The sequence below is a fragment of the Aetokthonos hydrillicola CCALA 1050 genome (genome assembly GCF_017591665.1).
Classification (GTDB): Bacteria; Cyanobacteriota; Cyanobacteriia; order Cyanobacteriales; family Nostocaceae; genus Aetokthonos; species Aetokthonos hydrillicola.
The window spans coordinates 21,183-46,226 of the sequence record NZ_JAAKGC010000032.1 but is presented as its reverse complement, the minus strand read 5'-3'; the positions used below and the strand labels follow the sequence as shown (position 1 = coordinate 46,226).

General features: G+C 40.8%; 21 protein-coding genes and 1 pseudogene. 7 read left to right on the top strand and 15 right to left on the bottom strand.

Features of this window, described 5'->3' with window-relative positions; all coding sequences use genetic code 11:
* Nucleotides 1–69: 69 nt before the first annotated feature.
* The 3 genes and pseudogenes from G4P69_RS17620 to G4P69_RS39295 all read right to left on the bottom strand — a co-directional run.
* Nucleotides 70–1,353, bottom strand: coding sequence for an HlyD family secretion protein (locus G4P69_RS17620; protein ID WP_208344500.1), 1,284 nt, complete (start codon nucleotides 1,351–1,353; stop codon nucleotides 70–72).
* Between the two features lie 194 nt (nucleotides 1,354–1,547).
* A complete protein-coding gene (locus G4P69_RS39300) occupies nucleotides 1,548–1,697 on the bottom strand; it encodes a hypothetical protein (protein WP_243902606.1) in 150 nt (49 codons plus the stop codon).
* A gap of 179 nt (nucleotides 1,698–1,876) precedes the next feature.
* Nucleotides 1,877–2,287 (bottom strand): annotated as a pseudogene (locus G4P69_RS39295) (IS4 family transposase); the annotation flags it as partial.
* Nucleotides 2,288–2,458: 171 nt separating this feature from the next.
* On the opposite strand from G4P69_RS39295, the gene G4P69_RS17610 reads away from it, so the two are divergent.
* On the top strand, nucleotides 2,459–3,763 hold the full coding sequence (locus tag G4P69_RS17610) for a cation:proton antiporter (protein WP_243902605.1): 1,305 nt from the start codon (nucleotides 2,459–2,461) through the stop codon (nucleotides 3,761–3,763).
* Nucleotides 3,764–3,949: 186 nt separating this feature from the next.
* A complete protein-coding gene (locus tag G4P69_RS17605; protein ID WP_208344499.1) occupies nucleotides 3,950–5,278 on the top strand; it encodes an NB-ARC domain-containing protein in 1,329 nt (442 codons plus the stop codon).
* Nucleotides 5,279–5,733: 455 nt separating this feature from the next.
* On the opposite strand, the gene G4P69_RS17600 is transcribed toward G4P69_RS17605, so the two are convergent.
* From G4P69_RS17600 to G4P69_RS39955, 7 genes are all read right to left on the bottom strand, one after another.
* A complete protein-coding gene (locus tag G4P69_RS17600) occupies nucleotides 5,734–7,740 on the bottom strand; it encodes an NAD(P)/FAD-dependent oxidoreductase (RefSeq protein WP_208344498.1) in 2,007 nt (668 codons plus the stop codon).
* A 337-nt stretch (nucleotides 7,741–8,077) separates the two neighbouring features.
* Nucleotides 8,078–9,484, bottom strand: a complete 1,407-nt coding sequence (locus G4P69_RS17595; RefSeq protein WP_208344497.1) for a tryptophanase — start codon at nucleotides 9,482–9,484, stop codon at nucleotides 8,078–8,080.
* Between the two features lie 518 nt (nucleotides 9,485–10,002).
* Nucleotides 10,003–10,722 carry a hypothetical protein gene (locus G4P69_RS17590; RefSeq protein WP_208344496.1) on the bottom strand — a complete coding sequence of 240 codons (720 nt, stop codon included), beginning with the start codon at nucleotides 10,720–10,722 and terminating at the stop codon, nucleotides 10,003–10,005.
* A gap of 36 nt (nucleotides 10,723–10,758) precedes the next feature.
* Nucleotides 10,759–11,283, bottom strand: coding sequence for an SRPBCC family protein (locus G4P69_RS17585; RefSeq protein ID WP_208344495.1), 525 nt, complete (start codon nucleotides 11,281–11,283; stop codon nucleotides 10,759–10,761).
* Between the two features lie 79 nt (nucleotides 11,284–11,362).
* Nucleotides 11,363–12,820, bottom strand: coding sequence for a cytochrome P450 (locus G4P69_RS17580; RefSeq protein WP_208350636.1), 1,458 nt, complete (start codon nucleotides 12,818–12,820; stop codon nucleotides 11,363–11,365).
* Between the two features lie 351 nt (nucleotides 12,821–13,171).
* Nucleotides 13,172–14,944, bottom strand: a complete 1,773-nt coding sequence (locus tag G4P69_RS17575; RefSeq protein WP_339385381.1) for an NAD(P)/FAD-dependent oxidoreductase — start codon at nucleotides 14,942–14,944, stop codon at nucleotides 13,172–13,174.
* A 669-nt stretch (nucleotides 14,945–15,613) separates the two neighbouring features.
* A complete protein-coding gene (locus tag G4P69_RS39955) occupies nucleotides 15,614–15,736 on the bottom strand; it encodes a hypothetical protein (RefSeq protein WP_279606304.1) in 123 nt (40 codons plus the stop codon).
* A gap of 62 nt (nucleotides 15,737–15,798) precedes the next feature.
* Between G4P69_RS39955 and G4P69_RS17570 the strand changes: the two genes are divergently transcribed.
* The gene (locus tag G4P69_RS17570; RefSeq protein WP_208344491.1) at nucleotides 15,799–16,035 is read left to right on the top strand and encodes an IS4/Tn5 family transposase DNA-binding protein; all 237 of its coding nucleotides are present in this window, start codon (nucleotides 15,799–15,801) and stop codon (nucleotides 16,033–16,035) included.
* A gap of 108 nt (nucleotides 16,036–16,143) precedes the next feature.
* Here the strand turns inward: G4P69_RS17570 and G4P69_RS17565 are convergent, their stop codons facing one another.
* The 5 genes from G4P69_RS17565 to G4P69_RS17545 all read right to left on the bottom strand — a co-directional run bounded on the left by G4P69_RS17565 (nucleotide 16,144) and on the right by G4P69_RS17545 (nucleotide 18,997).
* Complete coding sequence (locus tag G4P69_RS17565; protein WP_243902850.1) at nucleotides 16,144–16,551, bottom strand: hypothetical protein; 408 nt, start codon at nucleotides 16,549–16,551, stop codon at nucleotides 16,144–16,146.
* 26 nt (nucleotides 16,552–16,577) lie between these two features.
* Nucleotides 16,578–16,895, bottom strand: a complete 318-nt coding sequence (locus G4P69_RS17560; RefSeq protein WP_208346769.1) for a transposase — start codon at nucleotides 16,893–16,895, stop codon at nucleotides 16,578–16,580.
* Nucleotides 16,896–17,447: 552 nt separating this feature from the next.
* Nucleotides 17,448–17,729 carry a 2'-5' RNA ligase family protein gene (locus G4P69_RS17555; protein ID WP_208342790.1) on the bottom strand — a complete coding sequence of 94 codons (282 nt, stop codon included), beginning with the start codon at nucleotides 17,727–17,729 and terminating at the stop codon, nucleotides 17,448–17,450.
* Between the two features lie 124 nt (nucleotides 17,730–17,853).
* Nucleotides 17,854–18,477, bottom strand: a complete 624-nt coding sequence (locus G4P69_RS17550; RefSeq protein ID WP_208342788.1) for a hypothetical protein — start codon at nucleotides 18,475–18,477, stop codon at nucleotides 17,854–17,856.
* Between the two features lie 244 nt (nucleotides 18,478–18,721).
* The gene (locus G4P69_RS17545; protein ID WP_243902460.1) at nucleotides 18,722–18,997 is read right to left on the bottom strand and encodes a hypothetical protein; all 276 of its coding nucleotides are present in this window, start codon (nucleotides 18,995–18,997) and stop codon (nucleotides 18,722–18,724) included.
* A gap of 891 nt (nucleotides 18,998–19,888) precedes the next feature.
* Here G4P69_RS17545 and G4P69_RS17540 point away from each other — a divergent pair.
* The 4 genes from G4P69_RS17540 to G4P69_RS17525 all read left to right on the top strand — a co-directional run bounded on the left by G4P69_RS17540 (nucleotide 19,889) and on the right by G4P69_RS17525 (nucleotide 24,999).
* Nucleotides 19,889–20,176 (top strand): hypothetical protein, encoded by a 288-nt coding sequence (locus G4P69_RS17540; RefSeq protein WP_208342784.1) that lies wholly within the window; start codon nucleotides 19,889–19,891, stop codon nucleotides 20,174–20,176.
* A gap of 1,715 nt (nucleotides 20,177–21,891) precedes the next feature.
* Nucleotides 21,892–23,364 carry an APC family permease gene (locus G4P69_RS17535; protein WP_208342782.1) on the top strand — a complete coding sequence of 491 codons (1,473 nt, stop codon included), beginning with the start codon at nucleotides 21,892–21,894 and terminating at the stop codon, nucleotides 23,362–23,364.
* 126 nt (nucleotides 23,365–23,490) lie between these two features.
* Entirely contained in the window at nucleotides 23,491–24,192 is a 702-nt protein-coding gene (locus G4P69_RS17530) for a cadmium resistance transporter (RefSeq protein WP_208342779.1), read from the top strand.
* A 171-nt stretch (nucleotides 24,193–24,363) separates the two neighbouring features.
* A complete protein-coding gene (locus tag G4P69_RS17525) occupies nucleotides 24,364–24,999 on the top strand; it encodes a hypothetical protein (RefSeq protein ID WP_208342778.1) in 636 nt (211 codons plus the stop codon).
* Nucleotides 25,000–25,044: the final 45 nt, after the last annotated feature.

Genomic DNA, 25,044 nt, shown 5'->3' with positions numbered 1-25,044 from the left:
GAGTTTAAGTCGCATCGCTTACACGCTGTTTTCAGACTTGTTGAGAAGAAATCGCCATTTGATGGATTCTTACTCCTGACTCCTGACTCCTGATTCTAAAATTCGTCCATCAGCAGGTATTCCTGGTTTTGCTAAACCTTGGTTATTTTTTAGAGTGAGTTCCACACCAAAGACTTGAGTTACTCTGTCTTTTTTAAAGTAAGTGTTCTCTGGGGTAAAGCTGGCTTTGGGATCTACTCTTGTGACTGTTGCTTGTAATGGTTGTTTTGGAAAGGCGTCTAAATAAACTAAGCCTTGGTAACCAACTTTAACTCTACCAATATCTCCTTCAGGAATGAAACCACGCAGGTATAGATAGTTAGTATTGACAATTGTCAACAATGGTGCGCCTGCTGCAATGACTTCTCCTGGTTCTACGGAGCGAGTGATGACGCTACCAGTCAATGGGCTGTTAATAGTGAGGTAATTTAAATTTGCTTTGCTCTGTGCCAGTGTAGCTTGGGCATCTTGGAGGTCTGCTTCTTGTTTGGCGATATCAGTGCGGGCTTGAACAATCTGTTTCTCGATCTGTAATGCTGCTGCTGCTTTGATTGGTTGATTGCGGAGAGTTGCTTGGGCTTGAATCAGTGTCCCTTCCGCAGACTGTACCTGTTGACGAGCAGCATTAACAGTGGCTTGCGCTGTTTGTGCGCTAGTATCATACTCATCCTGGGTTTGAACTGCTACTGCTCCTTGTGCTGCTAAGCTCTTGTACCGTTGTTGTTTAACTTGTGCTAACGTTAAATTAGCCTGGGCTTGCACTAACTGAGCACGAGATACAGCTAGTGAATTCTGTGCTTGTTTGACTTTACCCAAACTATCTTGTTTAGCTTGCTGCGTAGTCAAATTAGCTTGCTCTAGTTGAGCTTCTAATACTGGTAACTGTTGGCGATAACGCTTTAAGCTTTCTTGTGCCGATCGTACTTTTGCTTCTGATCCTCGTACTTGTGCAAGCTGATCAGCATCGTCAATTTGCACCAATAGCTGGCCAGGCTTAACAATATCTCCTTCTCTGACGGCTACGTTGGCTATCCGACCACCAATTTTTGCTGATACGTCGGTCTCGTGACCCTCTATTCGACCGCTTAAAAATAAGCCAGGATCAGGGTGAGAAAAAAATATCCGGTAGACACCGTACCCTAGACCAGCGAGGAGTGCGATCACCCCCAAAAGCAACAATGGTTTAGGTCTATGTTTGTTGTGAGGTTTGTCTACCTGGCGATCTTTTTTGTATAGTTGCTTTCCCCCGTTTTTAGGAGGACTTTGTTGCTTTTGAGTCTCTTTGTCTAGTTCTTGGGGCTGTATTTGTGTCATAACGACTTCGTGGTGATGAACTCTGGAATCTGAAATTTGATTAATCAAAAATTGCCTGTAGGCTAGCTAGAGTATTGCAATTTTTATTGTTTGTGGTGCTTACTGCTTGTACCTGAACAAACTAATCTATCTCGAGAAATATTGTGTGAATACCTATCAGAAATGGAAATGTCAGTCTCGAGTTGAGAAATCTCCTAGCCTCGGAGGAAAACTTCTACAGCAGTTATTTTCATCGTATCAGAGGAAATCCCTTGAGCATCAGGTTGTAAAAATACTTCACGGGTAATAACTCCCGGTTCGCCCACTTTAAAATGTGTGGGAGCATAGTCTGCCTTAGATGTCACACTTATCAATACCCTTTTGACCTGAATCTTTACCGAAATATGAATTACAGAAAATGCGAGTAGTTGTGTATCAAGAGAGAGATTTTTCTCCAAATGGCTTGACAAAACACCCCTGGATGCGATTTGCTGAGCATAGGATATCTTGTGTTGGCTTGATCATGAGAATTATTACTCAAGCGTATTTTATATTTTTGAGAAATTGGTAAGACTTGTGATAAAATCTCTGTCTGTTTATCAAGATTACTATTCCCTAATTTCGGTAATAGAGAAAAATATACTGGGAATGCTCTTTTGTCTTAAAGGACACTAACTACGAAGAGATTTATCCGGCTCCAAGAAGTCCTATCTATTACCACATAAACGATTTTTTCTGGTTCACAATATGTTGACAACCAAGTTGTAACAATTGGAAACCAGAGATCTTCTATTGAAAGGTTTGGTAATGATAAAAATCTTTGTATTTTCTTCCTTCTACTTTCAAATAAAATGGGCATTGGCATTGATGTCGCTATGACTTCTACGCTAACTGTTTTAATCGATTGTAGAAGATTAATGAGCATCTGAAGCAACAAATATTCTGTGGCACTCAGTTAATTTTGCAGATGTTTTTGGTAAAATATTACTAACATTATCAAAAAGTGGGTCTTGTTGAAAAAGCTAGATTTACTTTTTTTACCATAAGTTACTATACTCTCTGCATTTCAAACCTTTCAGCATACTTTGTCGTTCCGTCAGTTTGATAACACTACCGGATTTTTGATATGCCATCCAATCAAGAACTGGCTATGCGCCTATTTTTACAGCTTGTAGTCATCTTAGGTGTCAGTCGAGGAGCTGGTCTACTGCTACGTTACTTGGGACAAACACAAGTAGTTAGCGAGATGATAGCTGGAGTCCTGTTGGGACCATCTTTTTTTGGTCTTATCGCACCTAGCCTACAAAAATCACTATTTCCAACTTCCCTCACACTCACCTTTGATGGTGCTAGAACCAGCATTACTCATCCCTCGATGACTATTTTATTTGCCCTTAGCCAACTTGGACTTGTACTTTACATGTTCATTATTGGTTTGCAATTAAATACTGCTTTATTATCTAAACATCTCAAGCAGGCTAGCACCCTCTCCATATCAGGCATTTTAACTCCTATGCTATTTGGAGGAACGCTAGGTTTTATTCTATCGCACGATATTAGACTCTTCCCAGCCAACATTGCACCATGGCAGGCTGCACTATTTATGGCATCTGCCATGTTGATAACTGCGTTTCCGATGCTTGCTAGAATTATCTATGAAAGCGGTATTGCCAACACAAAAATTGGCACTTTAACTCTCTGTGCAGCAGCAGTTGATGACTCCGTAGCGTGGATCTTGGTTGCTATCGTCCTAGCCACTGCAAAAAACTCTCCAGCCATTGCTGTGCTAGCTATTGGAGGTGGCATAGTTTTCACAGTAACTATGCTCTTTTTTGGTCGTCCGATATTTCGGCTTTTTGATCACCCAAATATCAAAAACAACACTAGAAGAATATTGAGTGTGTTGTTTTTGATTTTAATGCTTGGTGCATGGTTTACGGACGTGATTGGTATTTATTCGATATTTGGCGCATTCATGGTGGGTGCAGTCATGCCACGGGGACAGTTTGCAAATGAAGTGTGTCGGTTGATCGAGGATTTAGATGCAGCACTCCTACTTCCAATATTTTTCGTGTACTCCGGTCTCAATACGCAGATTGGATTACTTGTCGAACCATCCCTGTTGTGGGTCACCGTCATAACTATCACCATCGCCTTTGTCTCCAAAGGAGGAGCCTGTTCCTTAGCTACCTTCTTGGGAGGTGGCGGAAATTTTCGAGAAGCAGCAATGATAGGTGCTTTAATGAATGCTCGTGGTCTAATCGAGTTAATTCTAACCAATATTGGTTTAGAGAATCACTTGATTTCTCCAACATTGTTTACCATATTAGTACTTATGGCCATAGTCACAACGGTTGCAGCATCACCACTCTTTAAACTCTTTTACAGGGTACCAACTGGGCGCATACAGCGGTTGGGGGAGGGAGAATAGCAGAGATTTTTTGGATAAAATAAGCTGATTTACAGGAATAAATATACCGCAGCAGTTCGTTTCGACTTCGCTCAACCAACTGAGAGATCGTGAGTTGAGCGAAGTCGCAACTCGCACTTCCCAGGTATTTTCTTTCTCGGAAATCACCTAAAGTAAAAACCCGTGCATCATCATTTTTAATCAGTAATGCAACACCAAAAATGTCGACGTAATCGAGGTGTAATCTTAACCCTCAAAGGCTGGAATAAACTTCAAACAGCCAAAGCTCAAGCAGAGTGGAAAAACAATGCTGGAGAGAGTTTTTCTTTAGAAGAACTGAGCGATTGCACACACTTAGCATTGCACACTATATCCAAAATATTAAGGCGTTTAGAAACTGTAGACAAAAGTTCGCTGCAGTCTATCTTCGCTGCCTTTAATTTGGTGTTGTGTAAAGATGATTATACTCGACCAAGCGCACCTGAAAATTTGGAAGTGCGAGGCACGAATCACCAGTATGACTGGCAAAAATCCCCAGATGTGTCTGTCTTTTATAGTCGCAGTCAAGAATTATTGCAGCTACAGCATTGGATATTAGAAGAAAAATGTCGTTTAGTCGCGTTATTGGGAATTGGTGGGATTGGTAAAAGCACTTTAGCTGTTAAGTTAGGATTGCAAATTAAAAGTGAATTTGAAGTGCTGGTGTGGCGCAGTCTGCAGAATGCACCACTAGTAGAGGAGCAATTGACAAACATACTGCAATTTTGTCTGAGGGCATTAGGAAAAAAAATGGTATTACCTGAAAGTTTTGATGGAAAACTATCAAAGCTGATGGAATGTTTGCGATTGCACCGATGTCTGCTGATATTAGACAATGTAGAGACAATTCTTTCTAGTACTCAAGACGAACAATATTGCCCAGACTATGAGGGATATGGTCAACTACTCAAGTGTATTGGCGAAGTCACGCATAGTAGTTGTGTTTTGGTGACTTCCAGAGAAAAACCCCAAGAAATAGCACTGCTAGAAGGAGATAGATCAAAAGTAAAATCTTTCCAATTAAAAGGATTAGAGTCTACTGCAGGAAAAGAGTTATTTCAGCACAAAGGACAATTCACAGGTACAGAAGAAGAATGGCAAGTACTCATCAACCATTATGGGGGTAATCCTCTGGTATTAAAAATAGTCGCAGCCGGAACTCAACAACTCTTCAATGGTAAGATTACCCCTGTTTTGCAGTATGTGGAACAAGGGATATTAATTTTTGAGCAGATCGGTAACTTGTTGTCAAGTCAGTTCCAGCGTTTGTCAGTGGTAGAAAAAGAGGTAATGTATTGGCTGGCAATCAATCGAGAACCAGTATCCCTTACCGAGATAGCTGCTGATACAGTCACATTTACTTACCAGCATCTCGTACCCTCGGCAATTAAATCTTTATTGCAAAGGTCATTAATTGAAAAAAGCGGCGATCGTTTTTTTCTGCAACCGTTCGTGATGGAATATGTGACACAACAATTGGTTAAGGGGGGCGAGTAGTAATGGATACTGTTAGCGAAATATTTCTTAACATTCTAAAGGTCTGAAAAGCCGAGTATTTTTTGGTGTATTTTTATACCAAAAAAGAGTAAATAACTTTTCGTGGGATGGTGTTGTAACATTTGGATCAACATATCGTTTTGAGTGCCAAAGTGCGGAGGATAATAGTGATTCCAATACTGCTCGGTTAAGGAAATAAAGTAGCCTGAAAACCTTGAAATATCGTTGTCTATGATGACCACAAAGGGCTTAGCCGAGCAGTATTGAATGTCGATTAAATTAGCCAAAGATAGTGGTGAATTTCCACAAAATCCCTCAGTTGTAACTCGTAAGCAGGAGTCATAAATTAGACAATAAATTTTTGTTAAATTAGTATTTTTCTAGGAGCGAAAGTGATGAAAGAGCGTTAACACAACTCAGCAATGAGGGATCGAGCGACATGGAGTGGGTTTTCGTTATGCAGTCTCTCCATGTCTGTGTGAACCAGGAGACACCGTCGATTCACGAATAAAAAGTAGCTCGTAGTTTTTAGGTTGAAGCAACCTCCGGATGAACTCTATACTTTGAGCTTCAAACTTACATAGGCGATCACCCTCCTTCAAATTACCACTACCCCTACTACCGTTGGAGTCAGGCAGAGATGAAATATCTGAATCCAGGATAGATAAAATCAACCGGATTCCCTTGTTAACGTCTTCATCTTTCGAGTAGTGAGTTTTTTCCTCAATGTTAGGAGCAACCTTGTCCCTAACCTGACAAGCCTCTTTGACCATGAAATTCCACTCCTCATCTACAACAGTGTCATCAACAGATATATTTTCGACTTGACGATAGGCTTTGAGGTAAGTATCAAGAAATGCTCTGTAGCCTTCTTTGTGTCTCATATCGTTGAAGGAAAAACGTCTGGCTGAATGATCCCACTCGGCAGCTTCGTCTGAGTTCATATTTCTAATGCTTAGGGCTTGAACAAAAACCTGGGCATAATGGTCATGCTTGTCATTGACTTTCTGAATTAACTCATCAACTCCGTCAACAGCATACTCTCCCTTCAGGCGATACTTGAAGGCATTATTGGGAAAAGCATAGTAGAAGAGTAGGTCTCTGACAGAACGACACTCGTTGGGTTGATAATGAATCCCGATTAACCTTGCAATATCCTCTGTGTAAAAGCCAAAGGGAACTGTATGGTCATGCTTACGGGGTTTGGCGGCACCATAGTAATGCTGATTGTAAGCCGTAATTCGCTTACTCAAGTTTTGATGTATCTTTTGATGAAACTGGGGCTGAGTGATAAGTTTGTGAATGAATAAACTTTGCATTTCAGTAATATTTGCAAGCCCCCCTGTAAATGGGCGAGTATATCCCAAGAAATAAATGTTATTCAACCGTTGAGGAATGACACCCATAAAGGTATCTCTGTACAGATATTCAAATGGGGTTTCTCCGTTGATCAGGATGGTGGGGAGTCTAGGTTGTTCAGCATCCCCTTTAACATATTGATGGAATGATCTCTCAATCCCTGCGTAAGTAATAGTTTTTTTATCAAAGTTGATTGGGGTATCAGAGGGAACAAGAATCACTTTACCCGTGTGAAGCCACATCGCTATATCATTCAACAAGTACCCCTTAGAAATATAGTTCTCTAAATCGTCATTAAAGTGATAATAATACTGATCAATGGGCCAATATTTTATAGCAATCAAACCGTTTGGAGGCGACGACTTACTATCGACCCAACTAAAATCACGTCTGATCAAGGGAAATTGATTATATGAAACTGCTGGGTTTACAGTTCTTGGGTAGACAGGACTCATCATCAACCTATCATAAAGCTCACTCGAAACATATCTAAAGTTGGGAGATTCTAACTGATCCAAAGTAAATGGTTTTCCAAGTACTTGAACCTCCTGATCTAATGCAGTAAACCCATTGGTTCTCAGGATAATTTTATTATTGTTGGGTATGAGTTTGGCAATAAGCAAATTAGCCGAATCTCCCATTGTATCAAACACAAAAGTTTTATTGGAGACGTGGTTATCAAAATTACTCAAGAATGTATTCATGAGTCGATCAAAGCCTGTCGCAAGAACAACATGCTTTGCTTCATAAGTTTTTCCTGAACGGGTGGAAATCAGACTATAGTCCTTGAAGTTCTCTATTTTAGTAACAAAATCCCTAATAATTTTTTCTTCATAAACGCTACGCCATCGTTCATGCATTTCATAAAACTGTTTAGCTGTCGGGTAGTAATCTTTCTCATAATCTCTTACCAGGTCAAATGAATAAAAACTGGTTTGAAAACTGGACACCAGACTGAAATCTAGACGTCCACTCTCGCTCAAACGATCCCATACACTGCCGCTCTCTGCAGAAATGATCTGGAACTCTGTTTGGGTACGAGCTAGTTCACGAACCAAAGGAATCGCACTAAATCCAAAGCCAATAATACAAACTTCTAACATTAGGTTTTACCTCACTTACTCATCTATTAAGAAGAATTTTCAAGGAAAGGTAGAGGGCAGAAGAGATTCATCCCCTTCTCTGAATACCCGAACCCTCTGCGCGACTGAAAGGACCAAGGGTTTAAGACCCCCACCAAATTGGAAATTTGGTGGCTCCGGTTCAAGTGGCGTTGAATCGCCGAATGTACGGAACTTTCTGCCCTCTGCCTCCCGCCTTCTGACTTGTAAGAGGGAGTAGGGAATATTCCTCTTACATGCCTGGCGGTGAAAATTTTTTCATCGGGACTGTCTTGTTCAATTCTCGGAAGTTTTGGTTAATCTGGAAACATAGAAGTCTCTACAATGTTGCTGACGGATGAGCGTCTAATTTTATAGGCTCAAGCTGAGCAGTAAATTGGCGCAACACCTTAGGCGCGTAGGTTATTCGGTAGCCAGGTATTTGAGCGCACCGCGTCACGGTTTTGCCTAATGTTTCAGCCACGTAGTCCAAATGGCTTTGGGTGTATACTCGTCTTGGGAGCGCTAGACGAACCAACTCTAAGTTGGGATATACCATCTGGTTGGTCTTTGGGTCAGGATAAGCAAAAGAGAGTGAGCCTATTTCTACTGTGCGGATTCCACCCTCTAAATAGAGTTCCACTGTCAGAGCGTGAGCAGGAAATTCTTTTTGGGAGATATGAGGTAATAGCCGTCCAGCATCTATATATATTGCATGTCCTCCAGGAGGCTCAACAATTGGAATCTCTAATTCCCGTAAACGGTCTCCCAGATAAGCTGTTTGTGCCAAACGATAGGCAAGATAATCTTCCTGGAGTACTTCATGAAAACCAACCGCCATGGCATCTAAATCCCGACCCGCCAGTCCACCGTAGGTGGGAAAACCCTCACGCAGGAGCAACTCATTGCGTGCCTGCTCAAACAGTAATTCGTCGTTCATGGCGATGAAGCCACCGATATTTACCATGCCATCTTTTTTGGCACTCATGGTTATTCCGTCAGCTAGAGAAAACATTTCACGGCTGATTTCCAGCGGTGTTTTATCTGCATAGTCTGGTTCCCGTAGCTTGATCAAGTAGGCATTCTCTGCAAAGCGACAAGCATCGATGAAAAACGGAATTCCAAACTCTTTGTATGTCTGGGAGACTGCTCTTAGATTTTCCATCGAAACGGGTTGACCTCCTCCAGCGTTGTTTGTCACTGTGATCATGCCAAAAGGGATCTGGTTTGGTCCTACCTCTTCGATAAAGGCTCGTAATTTTTGAATGTTCATATTCCCTTTAAAAAGGTGATAAGAACCAGGATGGTGGGCTTCGTCAATGACTAAGTTAATAGGGCGACCACCCCGTGCGCGGATGTTCGCATAGGTAGTATCAAAGTGCATATTAGAAGGTACATATTGATCTGGTTTGACCATACAGGTACTCAAAATATTTTCTGCTGCGCGACCTTGGTGGGTGGGCAAAAAATAGTCAAAGCCGAAAATGTCATGTATCACTTCTGCCAGCCGGAAATAGGAGCTTCCCCCAGCATAGGCTTCATCACCTTCAAACATAGCTGACCATTGCGTCTGGCTCATCGCGGTGGTGCCAGAGTCTGTAAAAAAATCGATGAATATTTCCTCCGAGCGCAGACCGAACAGGCTGTAACCAGAACGGCGTATAGCAGCTTTGCGGGCATCGCGATCAAGCAGTTTGATGGGTTCAACCATCTTGATCCGAAATGGTTCTGGGGGATGATGGGTCATCTTCTACCTTCAAATATTGTTTGTTCTTTTTTAGACGACACTTTACAAATCATAGCTTCTGAAACCATTGCTGTGATTTGATTACAGCCTTAGCGTAAGTTATTGTACACTTGCTACTTACAGGACTAAACAACGAACCGTACTCGCTCGTCAATGGAAACTGTCCCCAGACCCATGTAGAAAGACGCTGATCTCGTTGAGGAAAAAGACTTCATCGCCATCGTCGTTATAATCCAGAACCACAACGCCAGGGGAGCTTCGAGTGAAAAGCTGCGTGTTGTCTATGTCATCCGACGTATAGACATAGACGAACTGCTGTTTAAGTCCATCGAAGATGTCTTCTCGGGGTAACTCGATCCTACGATAGGTAATCCTAGCTCCATCGCCGGCTAAAAACTCGTGAAATCCCCTAACTGTTCAGTTAAGGGTTATTGGCGTAGATAATTGGTCTTTGAAGACGGGATAAATCGCGTCTCTAACTCTAAATCAGGGTTTTGGGCTTATCTGAATTGTATTGCCTAATAAGCTGCGGTCGGCTGTGCTTTCTCGCTGCGGTGAGCTTTCACGTATCGCTCGAACTCTCCTATTAAGTTAGTAGACCATTGGAATACTTTGTTCACGATCTCTTTAGCCTTTTCCTCTTGCTCACTGGACAACTGCGTTTGTTCTAAGATGGTTATTATATTCTCAGTGCCCACAGCATGACCGGTTTCGACTTCCACATGCGAGTCAGCCACATACAAGTATTTCCGTCGAGTTGCCTTGGCTATGGACTCCCCTGGCTTTGCCAGAGCATGAAAGATAACAAGGCCGGCGGTTTCCATAGCTTCAATAACGACCATTTTCATAACGGGTTCTAGGTCGTGCGAGAGAACCGCTATATTGTGACACAATCGGCGTGTGTGCAGCAGGTCATCGCTCCAAACAAAGCGCAAGGCTTCTGAAAAGCGCATGGTTTTATCAAATCCAAGTAGTTCCAGATCGTTCAAAAACCACTCCCAATGCTTTGCGTCTTCTTGAGTATGGATGTTGATTATTTTTTGATAGTAGTCGCTCGAATTATCATCACGATAATCATATCGGTTGAGGTCACGAAAATTCAAAGCGAAGGCCGCAATGCATGGATAAAGAATTAGTCGTTCTTCTGGGCTAATTGTCTCATCCCGAACAAATTCAAAGCAAGGTAGCTTCTCAAATTCCTGTCTTTTTTCTAGAATTAACTGTAGAATAGCTTTCATAATTTTCCTCCTGTTCTGGTACTATTTCACTTTGATTTACTTCGATCCGGATCCAAACAAATCTTCTACTCGCTGACGAATCGCCAGCAGACTCACTGGCACGTCATGGCTGAAGACGCGCTCAACTACCACTATTGGGAGCAAGGGATTGGGCAAAATTGAAAAGTTATACGTGAGAACAACTCCAGCTTTTTCGCCTAGATTTGCAGGAGCTAATCGCCAGTCACCGGAGAAAGCCTTTAAGTCCCCCTCAACTAGCTGATAATGAATTTTGTCAGGAAATTCCTCTGCGATGTCAAAAACAGATCGACCAGAAAAATTCAAGCCCAGAAAGCTTAAAGTGCGAACTTGTTCTAAGCGAATGCCTCCAGTCGGATGCTCTAAACGTCGGCACTCCTTCAAATTGGGCATGAACTTAGCAAAAGCTTCATAGTCCGTGATAACTTGCCAGACTTGTTCTAATGGATAAGAAATCTGGATTTGGGCAAATATCCGTCGGTGCCTTCCCTCCAACTTCTCAACTTCTATTTCTACATCTTTTAGATTTTCTGATTTACTCATTTCTAGGTGCTGTAAATGACAATTAGACTAAAGTTGATTTTTCACAATCTTTGTGCGTGAAAACTCAACGCAAGTTAGCTTAGAAGCGGGATTTAGCTATAATGTTGTACTTTTGTGGACGCATAAAGAATCCTGGTTTTGGCTCCAAACTCAACTTCTCTCTAGGCACCTTTTCAAGTTTGCACTTATGCATAAGAGTCGTAAAAAATATAAAGATTTCAAGACGCGCTAGATACTCTCCCATACATCGACGTTGTCCAATACCAAACGGATAAAACTTATCGAGAAGATCGCTTCTAATCTTACAATTTTCATCTAAAAATCGATCCGGATCAAATTTATCAGGGTTTTGCCAATAGCGTTCGTCCCGTGTCAAACTATAAAGGTTTATAATTACAGGAGTACCTTGGTGAACAGAGTAACCATTGATAGTCGTGTCAGTGGTGGAAGCATAAAGGAAGGGAATAGGACTAATAGAAGAGTGGCGAAGAATTTCATTAATACAAGCTTCAGTAAATGGTAATTTGCCACGATGATTTAAACATGGCTGTTGTCCCAAGCCAACCACTTCATCTAGTTCTTGCTGAATTTTCGCCTGAATATCTGGATAGGCAATCATGTAAAGTAAAGCCCAAATCAACTGAATTAACACAGGCTCCAATCCAGCTCCTGTTAGCTGCATCAATGTTCCCCTAAGAATATGGTTTTCGCTTAAATTGAAGTTTTTTTTGTCAGACTCACTTAGATCGTTGGCAGCTTTCAAAAACGCATCGGTCATGTCCCGTATATTGTCGGGGTCGAATGAGTTACGATGCTGCTCTATATTCTTTGAAACCAATTTGTCTACCGTAGCAGGAACATCCTGAAAATCTTGTAATGATTTTTGATTGAAGATAAAAAATACTGGTCGAAGTATTTTCGGCAAGAATTCGCTAATGAGGATTCTTTGAGTAACGGGAGGAAAGAGCTGGAGAATGCGGGCAGTCGCAACAAAATCCGGATCTTCAGAAGAACCTCTTGTGCCGAATAATACTCTGTGAATAATACTCCCAACAGCTAGAGATGAGGGTATATCAGGATCGAAAGGTTGACCGTCATAGTTTAAGAAGCTATCTGCTAGTTTGGCGGCTTCTTCCATAATATGATGTTCAACACGGTCTGACTTATCAATCACAAAAGTACGCATGGCTTTAGCTGCTATACCACGATGTTTTTCCCAGGCTTGCCCACTCTTAGCCTCAAACAATCCTCCATCAGCTGGTATGCTAAAGAATTCAAAATCCGCTCTATTGATAAAATTCTTCTGCTGCTTTATCAAAGCTTCTGTGATGGTCTTAATTCCGTTGAGTGCAACCACAGTTCGGATACCCATGCGAATCTGGAAGATGTTACCGTACTCTTTGGCTAGTTGATTCAAGGTGACATGTAGGTGTTTACCCAGTAGGGGAGCCAAGGAGCCGACTAAGGGTAATCCACGTGGACCAGGCGGTGTGATTATGCTTTTTGATTGTATGGAAGATTGTAATTCCAGGGTCATGAGTATCTCCTAGGTTGGCTAGAAAAAAGGTTAACAAGGATGTTGTAGCGGTTATCCGAGTTTTTACCAAGGTGATTGCTTTAAAGTGAATTCGGTGAACCTTTGCCCAACCTCTCTCCGACGCTGAAAGGGTCAGAAATATCCTTAGACAAGACATCTCCAGAAATTAGGTATCAGCCCAAGCTGCACAAAGGTTCTAGATTCATTTTCGGAGATGTCTCTTGATTACCAACGAAAATTTAGCCTTTAAAGCCACTTGCTACAAGTTGGCACAGACGCCGCTCGCAGGGGAGAGGTTTGGAGAGGGGTTTTTTATATTTGTCGAACTCGCATTGCTTTAATCACTTCACCCTAATTGACGGCTGCGACGTAAGCGGGATTATCAACACTAGAAGTAGTTACTGGTTCTGCACCTGGCGGATAATGATCGTCAGGTAGTTCCGCCAGGATGTAATTTCGCAGGTCTACTTGGGGTTCAGTTTCAGGCTGGAATAAGCGATCTTCTTCCCATTTTTCTGGATTTAGACCAATTGCCCAGACATTAACCCAAAAGGGTTCGGGAAATTGACTCAATCTTTCTGGCATAACTTGGTTCAATGCATGGCGAAAGATGACTTGCGCCCAGATTTCCAATTCCTGCATTTGTACCTCCAAGTCAGCCAAATATTGCTGCGTATCCTTTTTCTCCACCAGGCTAAAATGAGCTTCTTTGAAAATGTCAAAGAAGAACCGCTTTCCATTCGCTCGTGGCTTCCCAAGGCAGGTTGGTTTGTAGCTAATATCATAAGCTAAAAAACAAGGAAAATTTTGGGATTTGATGGCTTGACCCCAATCTTGGAAAAGTTTTTGCACCCTTTGATTCAAGGCCAAATAACGCTGAGCTATGCGGGAAAAATTGCTCAACACTTCTAGATTTGTAAAGTGCTGTTGGAAGAATAACGCTCCTGGGAAAAACCAGATATAAACCGCATCCCAAAATAGTTTGATTGACATCACATTGAATGAACCAAATACTGGATAATTATCCTGATAAATTTGCAGGTAATTATGGCCGATGTCACGTAGCAATAGGTTGTTGAATTGCTGGACAATCTCTGCAGTTAATTGATTCTGATGATCCAGTTCGATCATTTTAACTGTCAAGCAGTTGCTATAGGCCAGCATGACTACCCCTGGACTGTAAAAAGGATCCGTAAAGATAGCAGAATCACCAACACAAGACCATCTCTTCTCAGAGAAAACTTGCTGGGAGTGGTAACAGAAATCTTTCACCGCGAGGAAGTTTTGAGCAGTAGAAGTTTGGATGAATTTGGCAAAGTGTGGTTCGTGTTCTTCTAACCACTTCATTGCTGATTGATAATTGCTATGTTTGGATAAGGGGTGCATCTCCTCTGCTGCAACAATACCAATACTGGTATTGCCCGTAATGAGAGGGATGACCCATACCCAATAGCCATCACCCATCAAATGATTAGTAGAGAACCATCTTTGGTGATTGTTACGTGATAGCCAATCAGCATCGTCTGCCATCTTATCTAGGCTATGTTTACCCTCAAGTTGCCACCATACCGCATTAGCGCGATGGCCGCTGGGCTGGGTCAAGTTGAGTTTAGACTGTAAATACCGCCGACGCCCCGTTGCATCTACTAACCAGCGACATTTGACGGTGAAATGATTACCCCCTTGCTGGGTGTACAGAACCTCATGAGGTGAGTCATCCTCAGATAAGAGGATGTCCTTGACTAATACACCTGTGAAGTGAGCGACACCACTTTCTTTATTTAGCTGCACCAAGTGATTTTCTAAAGCCTTGCGATCCACATGACGGGCGCGAATACTGGGAAATTCAGGAGGCCCAATTTCGGGCCTAGTTTCTAGAGGTAGGTTACCACCGCCAAAAAACCACCGCAGTCCTAATTTATGCAGTTGATGTTCCTGGAGGTAGGATTCAAGTTGCAAAATATTTGACAGATAAAAATTGCTGGTCTCATCTAGAGATTCACCAACTTTGTAAGGTGACACTGGCACCTCACCGGATGTTTTTTCCAAAATCAAAACCGACAGTTCCGGCATGGTCATCTTTAATTGTCTCGCTAAACTGAGACCAGCCAGCCCCCCCCCCACAAATCACAACATCATACATATGAGTTTTTACCGTGTTTTACTTTTTAATAACAGTAGCTCTAATTCGCGATATCTCAGTTACTGGTTGCTCATTAGCAGCATAACTGGTCACACTAAGAGTTATTTAGCAAATAACTCTGTAGCTCTTATACAAATACAGTTTGCATATTTTAACTAGCTGACACCAGGCAACTTTGGCAAGTTAATTTCAACTTAAGGCTTTCGGCGAGCAACGCGATTTTGTGAGGCTATGCTTTAGTCACATGTTTCGTAACAAAGTAAGGGAAAGGCGAAAAAGGGTATGCTGCGGGAGTTGTAGTCAAAACAGTGGAAGCACAAACAGCGATTTTCGGAGAACGAGGCAGCAGAAGTAGTTTGGAAAAGTCAAGAGAATACGAAGAAAAGTAAAGTTAAATAGACTAGTGCAAACAGAAGTAACAATTAGCTTATAAGAAGAAAATTAGGGTGACAAAAAGGTGGAAGCTCGATGAAGTAACGATTTGAGGCTGACTTCGCTTCGCAAAAAGAAACAAAAGTATACAAATTGGTGAGTGAATGATTATGGGGAGGAAGTGAACGGGATAGAATGGGATTGAACTGGATGTGCATAGAAGGGATTAAAGGATTAGATAAATGTGCATAGAAGGGATTAAAGGATTAGAATCCTCGTCATCCAGGATTGAGAGAATCGAACGCTGTTGTTTTTGGGGGTGATCGCGAAGCGCTGATCGCAATCTGGCGGCGGTGTGCATGAGCATCGCAGGGAGCGTGATGGCTATTTGCTGATCTCATAAGGGTGCTGTTGGGTGGAGTTTCAGGGTGAAGTCTAAAGAGAATGAACAATAGACAAAACCTTGAAAAGTGAGGAAAGAAAGATAATTTGGGTATTAGAAGAGCTAAAGTCCGCTAATTTGGCAGATAAAAGGCGAAATCAGCGATTCATAAAAATTGTCGAAGATTTATCAGTGCAACCGAACGAGAGTATCCCACTTGCAGGGAGAGATCCAGCAGCAGTTCAAGCAATATATGAATTTTGGGCAAATCGGCGAATCAAGCGTCAGCAATTTTGCGACCGTATAGAACCCATTTGACATCTTAGTCCGGATCTGCAAGCCTCTTAATCATTAGCCTGATGAAGCAGAGGTTGAGTTTGGCAGTGGCACTAGCCTTTCTTTCGTTCAAAGTTCTTAACCAGAATTTTACAACGCTCCATCCAAGGATTGGAGCGCTCGATTACCCCGAAAGGCTATTGCCGGAACAAATCCAGATTTTCCTTGTGCTGCTTTCTCTTGTTTTGAGGGTTTCGTAGAAAGTTGAAATTGGATTTTGGTCATTATCTCTGGGTAAATCCGCTCTAACTCCTGAGTTAAATATTCTGGGTGATACCGTGATCTAACAGGATGGTGTTCTTGGGAATATCGCTCTTGTTTTGACTTGAAGTACTCGATGTTGAGAGTCAACGTCTCAATTAAGCCAGTATCGTCTGAGACATTGGCGCGAGTGCAGTGTGTAAAGAAGGGAAATCCAAGGGTGTCAATAGCCAGATGCCTTTTAATACCGTTGGTGGCTTTGTAGAAGCAAAAACATGGCTGACTCAACACTGGCATTGCAGGTATTTTTCACTGCCTGGGAGTCAATGATGACGGGCGTCGTCCAGCGCGGTTTTTTTTACCTGTTCACGCACTTGTCCATGTAAGACACTCATCAGTTCCTCGAATACCCCACCGGCTCGCCACTGAATGCAAGTGCCAATAGACGGTAGAATATGGGGGAAGTCTTTGGGTAAGTCTTGCCAATTGCACCCATTTTTCAGTTGATAGAGAATTCCATTGAAAATCTCTCGCTTTGTCCAGTTGGTCGGTCTAGTCTGCTTCTTAGTGGGTAATCTCTCAAGCAATAAGGGTTCAAAAATTTCCCATTCTGCATCAGTAAGGTCGCTGGAATAGCCCATTAGCATTGGATTTTGGATGGTAAGAAGTACCTTAATTCAAAACCTCATAAGATGTCAAATGGGGTCTATATTGAAAGCACAATAGAGCGGATAAAACAGTATGCAATGATTTTGGCGATACAAGATACAACAGAACTTGATTACAGCACTCACAAAAGCACAAGAGATTGAGGATCGCTCAGTAGCCCAGTAGCAACCGGACTGCATGTACATACAGTGTTGTCCGCAACTATTGAAGGGGTGCCATTAGGAGTTTTAGATCAGGAAGTTTGGGGAAGAGAAAAAGGAAAACCAAAAACCTCTCCACACATGGTCACTTTTTGAAATAAAATGTGATGTTATGCTTGATCTGTAAGAACTAATGTTACATTTGCTTGATCAGACAAGTGATATCTGCGTCTATTGGTGCAGGGGCTGAGTCGAGAGGACATAAGTAAGTTGGGGAGAAAAATTCAATGTATATGAACAAATGTGAATTGATTGTCAATATTACTCGGTTAATCCAAAAAATTAAGTTTAATGTAGGTTGGGCTGAGGAACGAAACCCAACATTTATAAGGTCACTACCTCACTATTTCCTTCTTGCAAAGTTAAATATAAATAATTATCAGAGGACTCCGCAAGTCCTTGGAGATGAATAGGAAATGGCTTCCACGCTCTTAAAACATTTTCAACGTGGTCAATGAGAGGCTGTTCATCCTCTAGGACGCTTTCTATAGGAAACACAACTGTAATATGGGGAGCAATCCAATTAACTTGTGGATCGTATTCCTTCCTGAGTTGATTGATATCGTTGGTGATAATCGCTGGGAAATGTACAAGTGCATAAAACATATTGAAAGCACAGTAGATTGTAGATTAGATTAATAAAAAATCCCTACTGCTCAGGAGGAATTAGAAATTATGAGGTAATTAGACTGATGAACTTATCCCATCAAAATTGTGTGCTTGACAAGTATTAGTCGATGATTTGTGGACTGGGAACTTGCACGTCAATATCTGCCTGAGATAATGTAGGAAGTAACCAGTTGACTTCGCCAACCTTAAAAACTTTCGCTGGTGGAACACTGAATTCAATTGCACCGGTAGCTAGATTGGTTCTAGCAAATGATTGGGTACCATCGACAAACTTTACAGCGATTGGTTCAGTTAACTCTTGTACTTGAGTATTTGGACTTAAAACTACTTGAGAACCTGCGGGTAAGTATATGCCATCGCAATCCCAGTCATCATCAGTGGTTTGCCCTGCTGCTAAAAAGTAGAGTTGCGTTGGGTATTTTTTTGGTTTATTGGCATAAATACCCAAAGTTCTACCTGTTTCATTATGGCATTGCGCACGCTTTTTAGCGGTTTCCATCACATACTTCTGAGACTGCAATTGTGATAGTCGTTCTTGAAATTCTTCAGGTGTATAGCCTGCTTGTTCAGGGTTATTCTTAACACTTAAAAGTTGATTGAGTGCCTGAGTTACCTCAATATAGTCAGCCCCTTTGGTAAAATCCTTACCTGCCCAAGAAGGTTGAACAATTATCAGATTCAAGATAAAGACTAGAGCAACAAGAATAATTTTGATGAACTGCATATTTTTCTCCTTTGTCTGAGATTTTTAATAATCGGAAAAAAGGTATTATCCCTTGCGTACACGGTAATCTGAATGTTGAAATGAACGACAAATGTTGAAAGATTATAAGGTATCACACCTTTTCAAAGGGTTCCGTTGCTTGCAATTTATACATATTGAAAGTATACCTGCTTAACGTTTACATAAAACGGTAAAAAACCAGAATCTAGGGAAATTTTTCCATAATTTTTGCATAGGTTTCGATTTACTGCAATGTTGAGTCTTCTATCTGAGGAAAGCTCTCAAGTTTGTTAGGATTGACCCATCGATTGACGAACTCGCTACTGTTTCTGCGTACTCTAATTTGGACTTGCTTGGAGCTTAACTTGACCACTTCAGCCGGAATTTTTTGAACATCAGCAGCATCAGGACGAGCTTTGTAAAGCCAAATGACTTTTTGCCCGACTTCAAAGTAGTCAGGATGATTAACTAAAGAAAGGTTTGTTGTAGCCCAAGATGGGCAAGCTACTACTAAGTTCATTATAAGCACTAACACCGCAAAAGAAAGAGGATAAATTTTCATATCTTTTATATGATTGAAGTCTTAAATCTAGAAGTTTAAATCATTTTGAGTTAGTCACAATTAAAGATAAACAACTAAATATAACTGTCAAAGCGATTGGAGCCAGCAAAGTTCTGCCTGAGATAATAAATGCACCTAAGCCCGTCGAGATAAACAGAATCAGATTATTGCTAAATCAATTAAAAGTTATTAGCAGGCTTACTGCTGTACTTTTAGTAGATCGCGTAAGCACTGTCTAAAGTAGTGTTCTTTTATATGTGCAATTTCTAGGGAAACTACAAATCACTAAAATCTACACGTTTTTAGTTTATTGACTATATATTGGACTTGATACTTTAAACATACGCTTTCCCTAGAGCACAATCAAATATTCTTTTTTTTTAAAATCATAAATATAAGTGATTGGTTGTAAAAATATTTGAATGCCAAAACTCAGTATAATCTTTCAGCTAGAATCTTTGTCTCTTGAGAAGAGGAAGTAGATCAAGCAGATAACCGAGTAATAACAATGAATTTGCAAACGCCACTTATTCTTAGTTAATCCAAACGCATTGATTAGATATGGCTCTGGTCAGTTTAAGCTAAAAGAGGCGTGTTTGATAAATTGTATTTATTATATAAATAAGTAAAAGTAATTGCTCTTATCCGAGGAAAATCATAAGATTAAGGACAAAATCTTAAATCTAATTAATCGCACTGGCCAAGAATATAAGTCGGGATGATGACATCGAGTTACCGTTGAATACCCTGTTACGAATGTAACGGTTGTCAGTACCCCAGCCTAAAGGTGAAAGCTTCGTCTTTGGGTGACGCTTACGTGAACATTTTTCAGACGTATCGTGAGTTTTTATGAAACTTGTCCAAATAGCCTTCGTCGTCTTGGTGCTTTTAATCAATCTAGCAAGCCCTTTAAACACTTTGGCAGATGAAGTTACAGACGGCAGCAAATATCCTAACTATTTGGTAGGGCAAAAAATCGTTTGGCTTTATAAACCTCGTGCAAACTCTAGCAATGTCCAGAGAATTGTTGTGGAAGTAGTGAAGCTAGGCTCAAAGAAAGTACTAGTCAGAGTGCGCAAAAAGAACAACGAGTTTGTTGATCGTTGGGTGAATCCAGATAAGTTGGAAAATCCCTAGAAACACCCACTTATTTAAATTTGGAACTATTTACATAAATTCATTTTAAAATTAATTCTGTTTCTCTACCGATTTATGAGATTTGTTTGGATTAAATGAGTAAAATAAATATATACTACTGTTAATTTGTGGATTTTTAGTTTTATATGAAAACCCGTCGCTATTTTGTCCTGGCGATCGCTCATAATTATAGAAGAGAGCATAAATGTATAGAGGGTAGCGTAGCGATAGCAATGATAAATATAGAAGCACGTTAGGTTATCGTGTGTGTTTCACAAACACCAAGTTACTGATGATCCGTGTGAATTTAAAGACTTCATGCACCGTTTTGTAGCGCAGTTAGGAGGGTGACTTCCTGGCTCAGGCAACCTACATAGGGGACTCGCATGGATGTATCCCAGGGACTTCATCATAGCCCAATCTCTAGCCCGCTAAACTGTCCGGGCAAATGCTCGTAGCAGAGCGTAGACACTGATATAAATTTGTCTCTAATTGTAGATTTTTCCTAAAATTCAGAATATTCATACCAGGATTTGTATCAAAATGCAGATGTTAGTATCTTTTTGACAAAGTATGGCTCTATACTATTCTGGGCAAGATCTTAGAGGCCGGTCCTTTAAAAGTCAAAATCTTACGGTTATTGGTAGCGCTTATAGAGTTAGGCACGTTTTAGCTAGCGAACGGCATCTAACCTAAGCTAAATCGATAGTTTTCGTCCTCCATTCGACCTAATAACAGATGTCAAATATCAACATAGATAGGTTCTTGTCCAATTTTGGTGATCAACACAGAAAATGGTATTAAGGCAGCCCCGATGAAAAAATTTTCATCGGGGCTGCCTTACCCTTTATCAGCATCAATAAATTTTTTCTTGCCCAACCTCAGACGGATATACCTACACAAGAAAATTCCAAACAAAAGTGTAGAATGTATGTCTGCATTCCCTAGCGGTTGACTAGGGAATAGGTTGGGTGTTTCCGAGTAAAATTACATATTTTTGACTGTATTACTGTGGTTTATTACAAATAAGTTTAAGAATCTATTCGTAAACACACGATTGCATTTAAGAAGATGTATTTGGCGTTACAGTTAAGGAAAATCGTAGGTTGGGTAGAGCGACAGCGAAACCCAACAAATCCTTATAAATGTTGGGTTTCCTTCCTCAAGCCAACCTACATTAAATTTAAGTTTTCGGCAAAACCCGTGCAGTATTGCGATTGCATTTAAGAAGATGTATTTGGCGTTACAGGTGTATTAACTTAGGGTTTTTTTCGAGTAATACAAGTGATTCTTTATATACCTGAAAAAATTCAAAGTAGTTGCTCTCTACATTCCGTACATACCCAGATTTTTGTCAATGAAGGCTAAGTGATAGTTCACTTTGAAAATGCAGCAACTATACTGGCGTAATAATACATAGAATATATGTGCTTATAAAGCAGAAAACTGTTATCTTCCGTTCATATTTTCTTGGCTTTTTCAGTGTCGTTTACACCGCGAAAGCCCATTAGCTAACGATTATTTGCTTGTTATGAAAAAAATTTATTTTTGATCATAAGATGCATCTAAGTTCAATTACTTTTATTTATTAATATAAAAAGCAAGAGTGTTTGATTTTATTTTTTACAGGAGTTACATTAGACCTTAAGAACTAATAGCGATGCCGCTGCTGATAGTTCGACAGACTTACGAAGGGAATTTCAAGGGAATTTCTGATGTCTACAGAATTTAATTTTAATGCTGACCGGAAAAGAGTTCCGGTACAGAGTTTTCATGGCTTAAAGTCGCATTGTCTTTCTTTTGGGGAAGTTCTCGCCCAGTCTTTTGCTGTTATCGCGCCAACTACTATAGCAGCATCCAATATCGGCTTGATTGTCGCGCTTTCCGGTAATGGTACTTGGTTGAGTATGGTTATTGGTTTGATAGGGTTGGTGTTTGTTAGTATCAACATCAATCAATTTGCCAGCCGTTCTGCTTCTCCTGGTTCGTTGTATTCTTACATTGTCAAAGGTTTAGGTCCTACCGCAGGTGTAATTTGTGGCTGGTGTTTGGTGCTAGCTTATCTGTTTACCGCAATGTCAGTGTTATGCGGGTTTGCAAACCTTAGTGGTGCATTTATTGGTCATTTAGGGGTTCATCCGTCCAGTATTACTTTACTGGCATTAGGTGCGGGGATCGCTTGGTATGCGGGATACAGAGATATTCAGCTTTCAGCAGTAGCAATGCTGTGGCTGGAAGGTTTATCCATCGCGTTGATCAGTATCTTGTGTTTCATCATCTGGGCTCATCACGGTTTTGCTATAGACTTAGCCCAGTTGAGTTTAAAGGATGTAAAACCAGGAAGTATTGGCAGTGGGTTAGTATTGGTGATGTTTGCCTTTTCAGGGTTTGAGAGTGCAACCACTTTGGGGGATGAGGCAAAAAGTCCACTGAAAACGATTCCCCGAGCAGTTTTAGGAAGCGTGATTCTTGCAGGTTTATTCTTTATCTACACAACCTACGTTGAAGTTTTCGCATTCCACAGATCGGGAGCAGACATTACCCATGCCGAAGAACCCCTTACTTATCTTTCACAACAAATTGGTTTAGGCTGGCTGGGTGAATTAGTCACGTTAGGTGCACTTGCGAGTTTCTTTGCTTGCGTTCTGGGTAGTATAAATCCGGCTGCGAGAATATTCTTTTTGATGGCGCGCCATGGTTTATTCCATGCAAAGTTAGGAAATGCACATGTAGCCAACAAAACTCCTCATATCGCTGTGACGATGAGTTCTTTCCTGACTTTTTTGGTTCCAGCAGTGATGTCAATGTTCAACATCAAGCTGTTTGATAGCATGGGATATTTAGGTGCGATCGCCAGTTTTGGGTTTGTCACTGTTTATATTTTGATGGCGATCGCCGCACCAATCTACCTCTACAGGATTAATCAGTTACATCGTAGAGATATCGTATGTTCACTACTTTCCATCGCCTTCATGTTCATCCCCTTGTTAGGTAGCATTGGTATTCCCGGTAGTACCTTATTTCCAGTTCCCGAAGCACCATATAACCTGTTCCCTTACATGTTTCTCGTTTACCTAGCTGTAGCTTGTGGATGGTTCATTTTCCAAAGAGCGCGATCGCCCAAAATGGTTAAGAAAATGGTCAAAGCAATCGATGCAATTCATACCCGCTTCGATGACGATCAATAAAAATTGATTTGTACGGTGCGACAAACGAAGTTTGTAACGCTGCGAGAACTTAGGCGTTACACCTCGCGAACAGGTGCGTTACGCTTCGCTAACACACCCTACTATTAACTAATCCAAGATGGTTCGATGGAAGAATTAATTACCGCAATTCCTACGGGAATAACAGCATTTACAGCCACAAATTTAGATGATTTACTGATTTTATCGCTGTGGTTTTCACAAATAAATAATAACTTTCGTATTCGGCATATCATTATTGGTCAATTTCTTGGGTTTAGTGTTTTAGTAATTGCAAGTCTTCCTGGATTTTTCGGTGGTTTAGTATTACCAGACCACTGGATAGGTTTGCTGGGACTGGCACCAATTGCAATTGGTTTAAATAGTTGGTTAAATCAAGATAGTGATGAGTCAGAGGAAGCCAATGATGTACTAACACAGCGAGAAAGCTCTCCTTTTTCTAGCTTTCTTTCTCCACAAACTTATAGCGTAGCAGCGATTACGGTTGCCAATGGCAGTGATAATATCAGCATTTACGTACCGCTATTTGCAAATAGTCATCTCATCAGACTAGTGATTATTCTCTGCATTTTCTTCTTGCTGGTAGGAGTTTGGTGCTATACCAGCTATAAACTCATTAGTCAAAAAAATATCGCCGATATTTTAAACCGATACGGTAATAATTTTGTTCCCTTCGTATTGGTAGGACTAGGAGTATTTATTATTTTAGAAAGTGAGGCTTTACATCCACTAGCTTTACTGGCTAGCTGCTTGTGTATCATGGGCATAGTCAAAAAATATAAACCAACGGCAGAGAGCGAAGAGAATTAATGTATGTTACCAAATAATTTGGTAATATGTAAATCTTAAAACTTACATTGATTTGCAATTGCATCTGTTGTATCTTTTGTAGTAAGTAAACACCATGATATCACTATCCCACAACTAGATAACGTCACTTTTCGACATCAAGACATTTTTCATCACCTTAGGAGAATCAAGATGAAACTTTTTAAAACACTTTTAGTAGTTTGTACTCTGGTTGTTAATTTTCTCATTGCCCAACCTTGTTGGGCAGGATCACCAAAGCTGACACAAACTCCTGATTACGCAGAAGTTACTAAGTCACTTGACGATCTTATTCAAGCCAAAGCAGCACCAGAACAAACAGAATATACCCCAGAACAAATTGAGCAAAAAATAGGGGAGCTAAATTTACAGAAGTATATACTAGAAACAGCTTTAGAATGGGCTCAATGCCGTAACCAGACAGGTCAAACGTTAGGAGTTTACGCCCATAAAGCTAAGAACAATCAACAGCCTACCCTGTATTATTTAGGGAATGGAAAAATAACAGATGACGATTGGAATTGTGACGGTATTTACTTACCAGCCGGAGTCAAACTTGCCAGTTCAATTCCAGGAGATACGAAACTGCAAGAACTAACAGAACCCTTAGCCTTAAAAATCTTACCTGGAACTCAATTAATTGCAAAAACAAATGTCAATACAGGTGCAATTGAGTTAAATATCCCTCCTGTAAAAGTGTTTAAAACCGGCGAAACTACATGGTTAATACCTAACCTAACAGCCACAAATATTAGCACTCAAATTCCCAACGCCCCCATAGAAGATTAACTGGGTTGTAGAAATGTAAAATTTTTGATCTAGAAGTAAACAGCC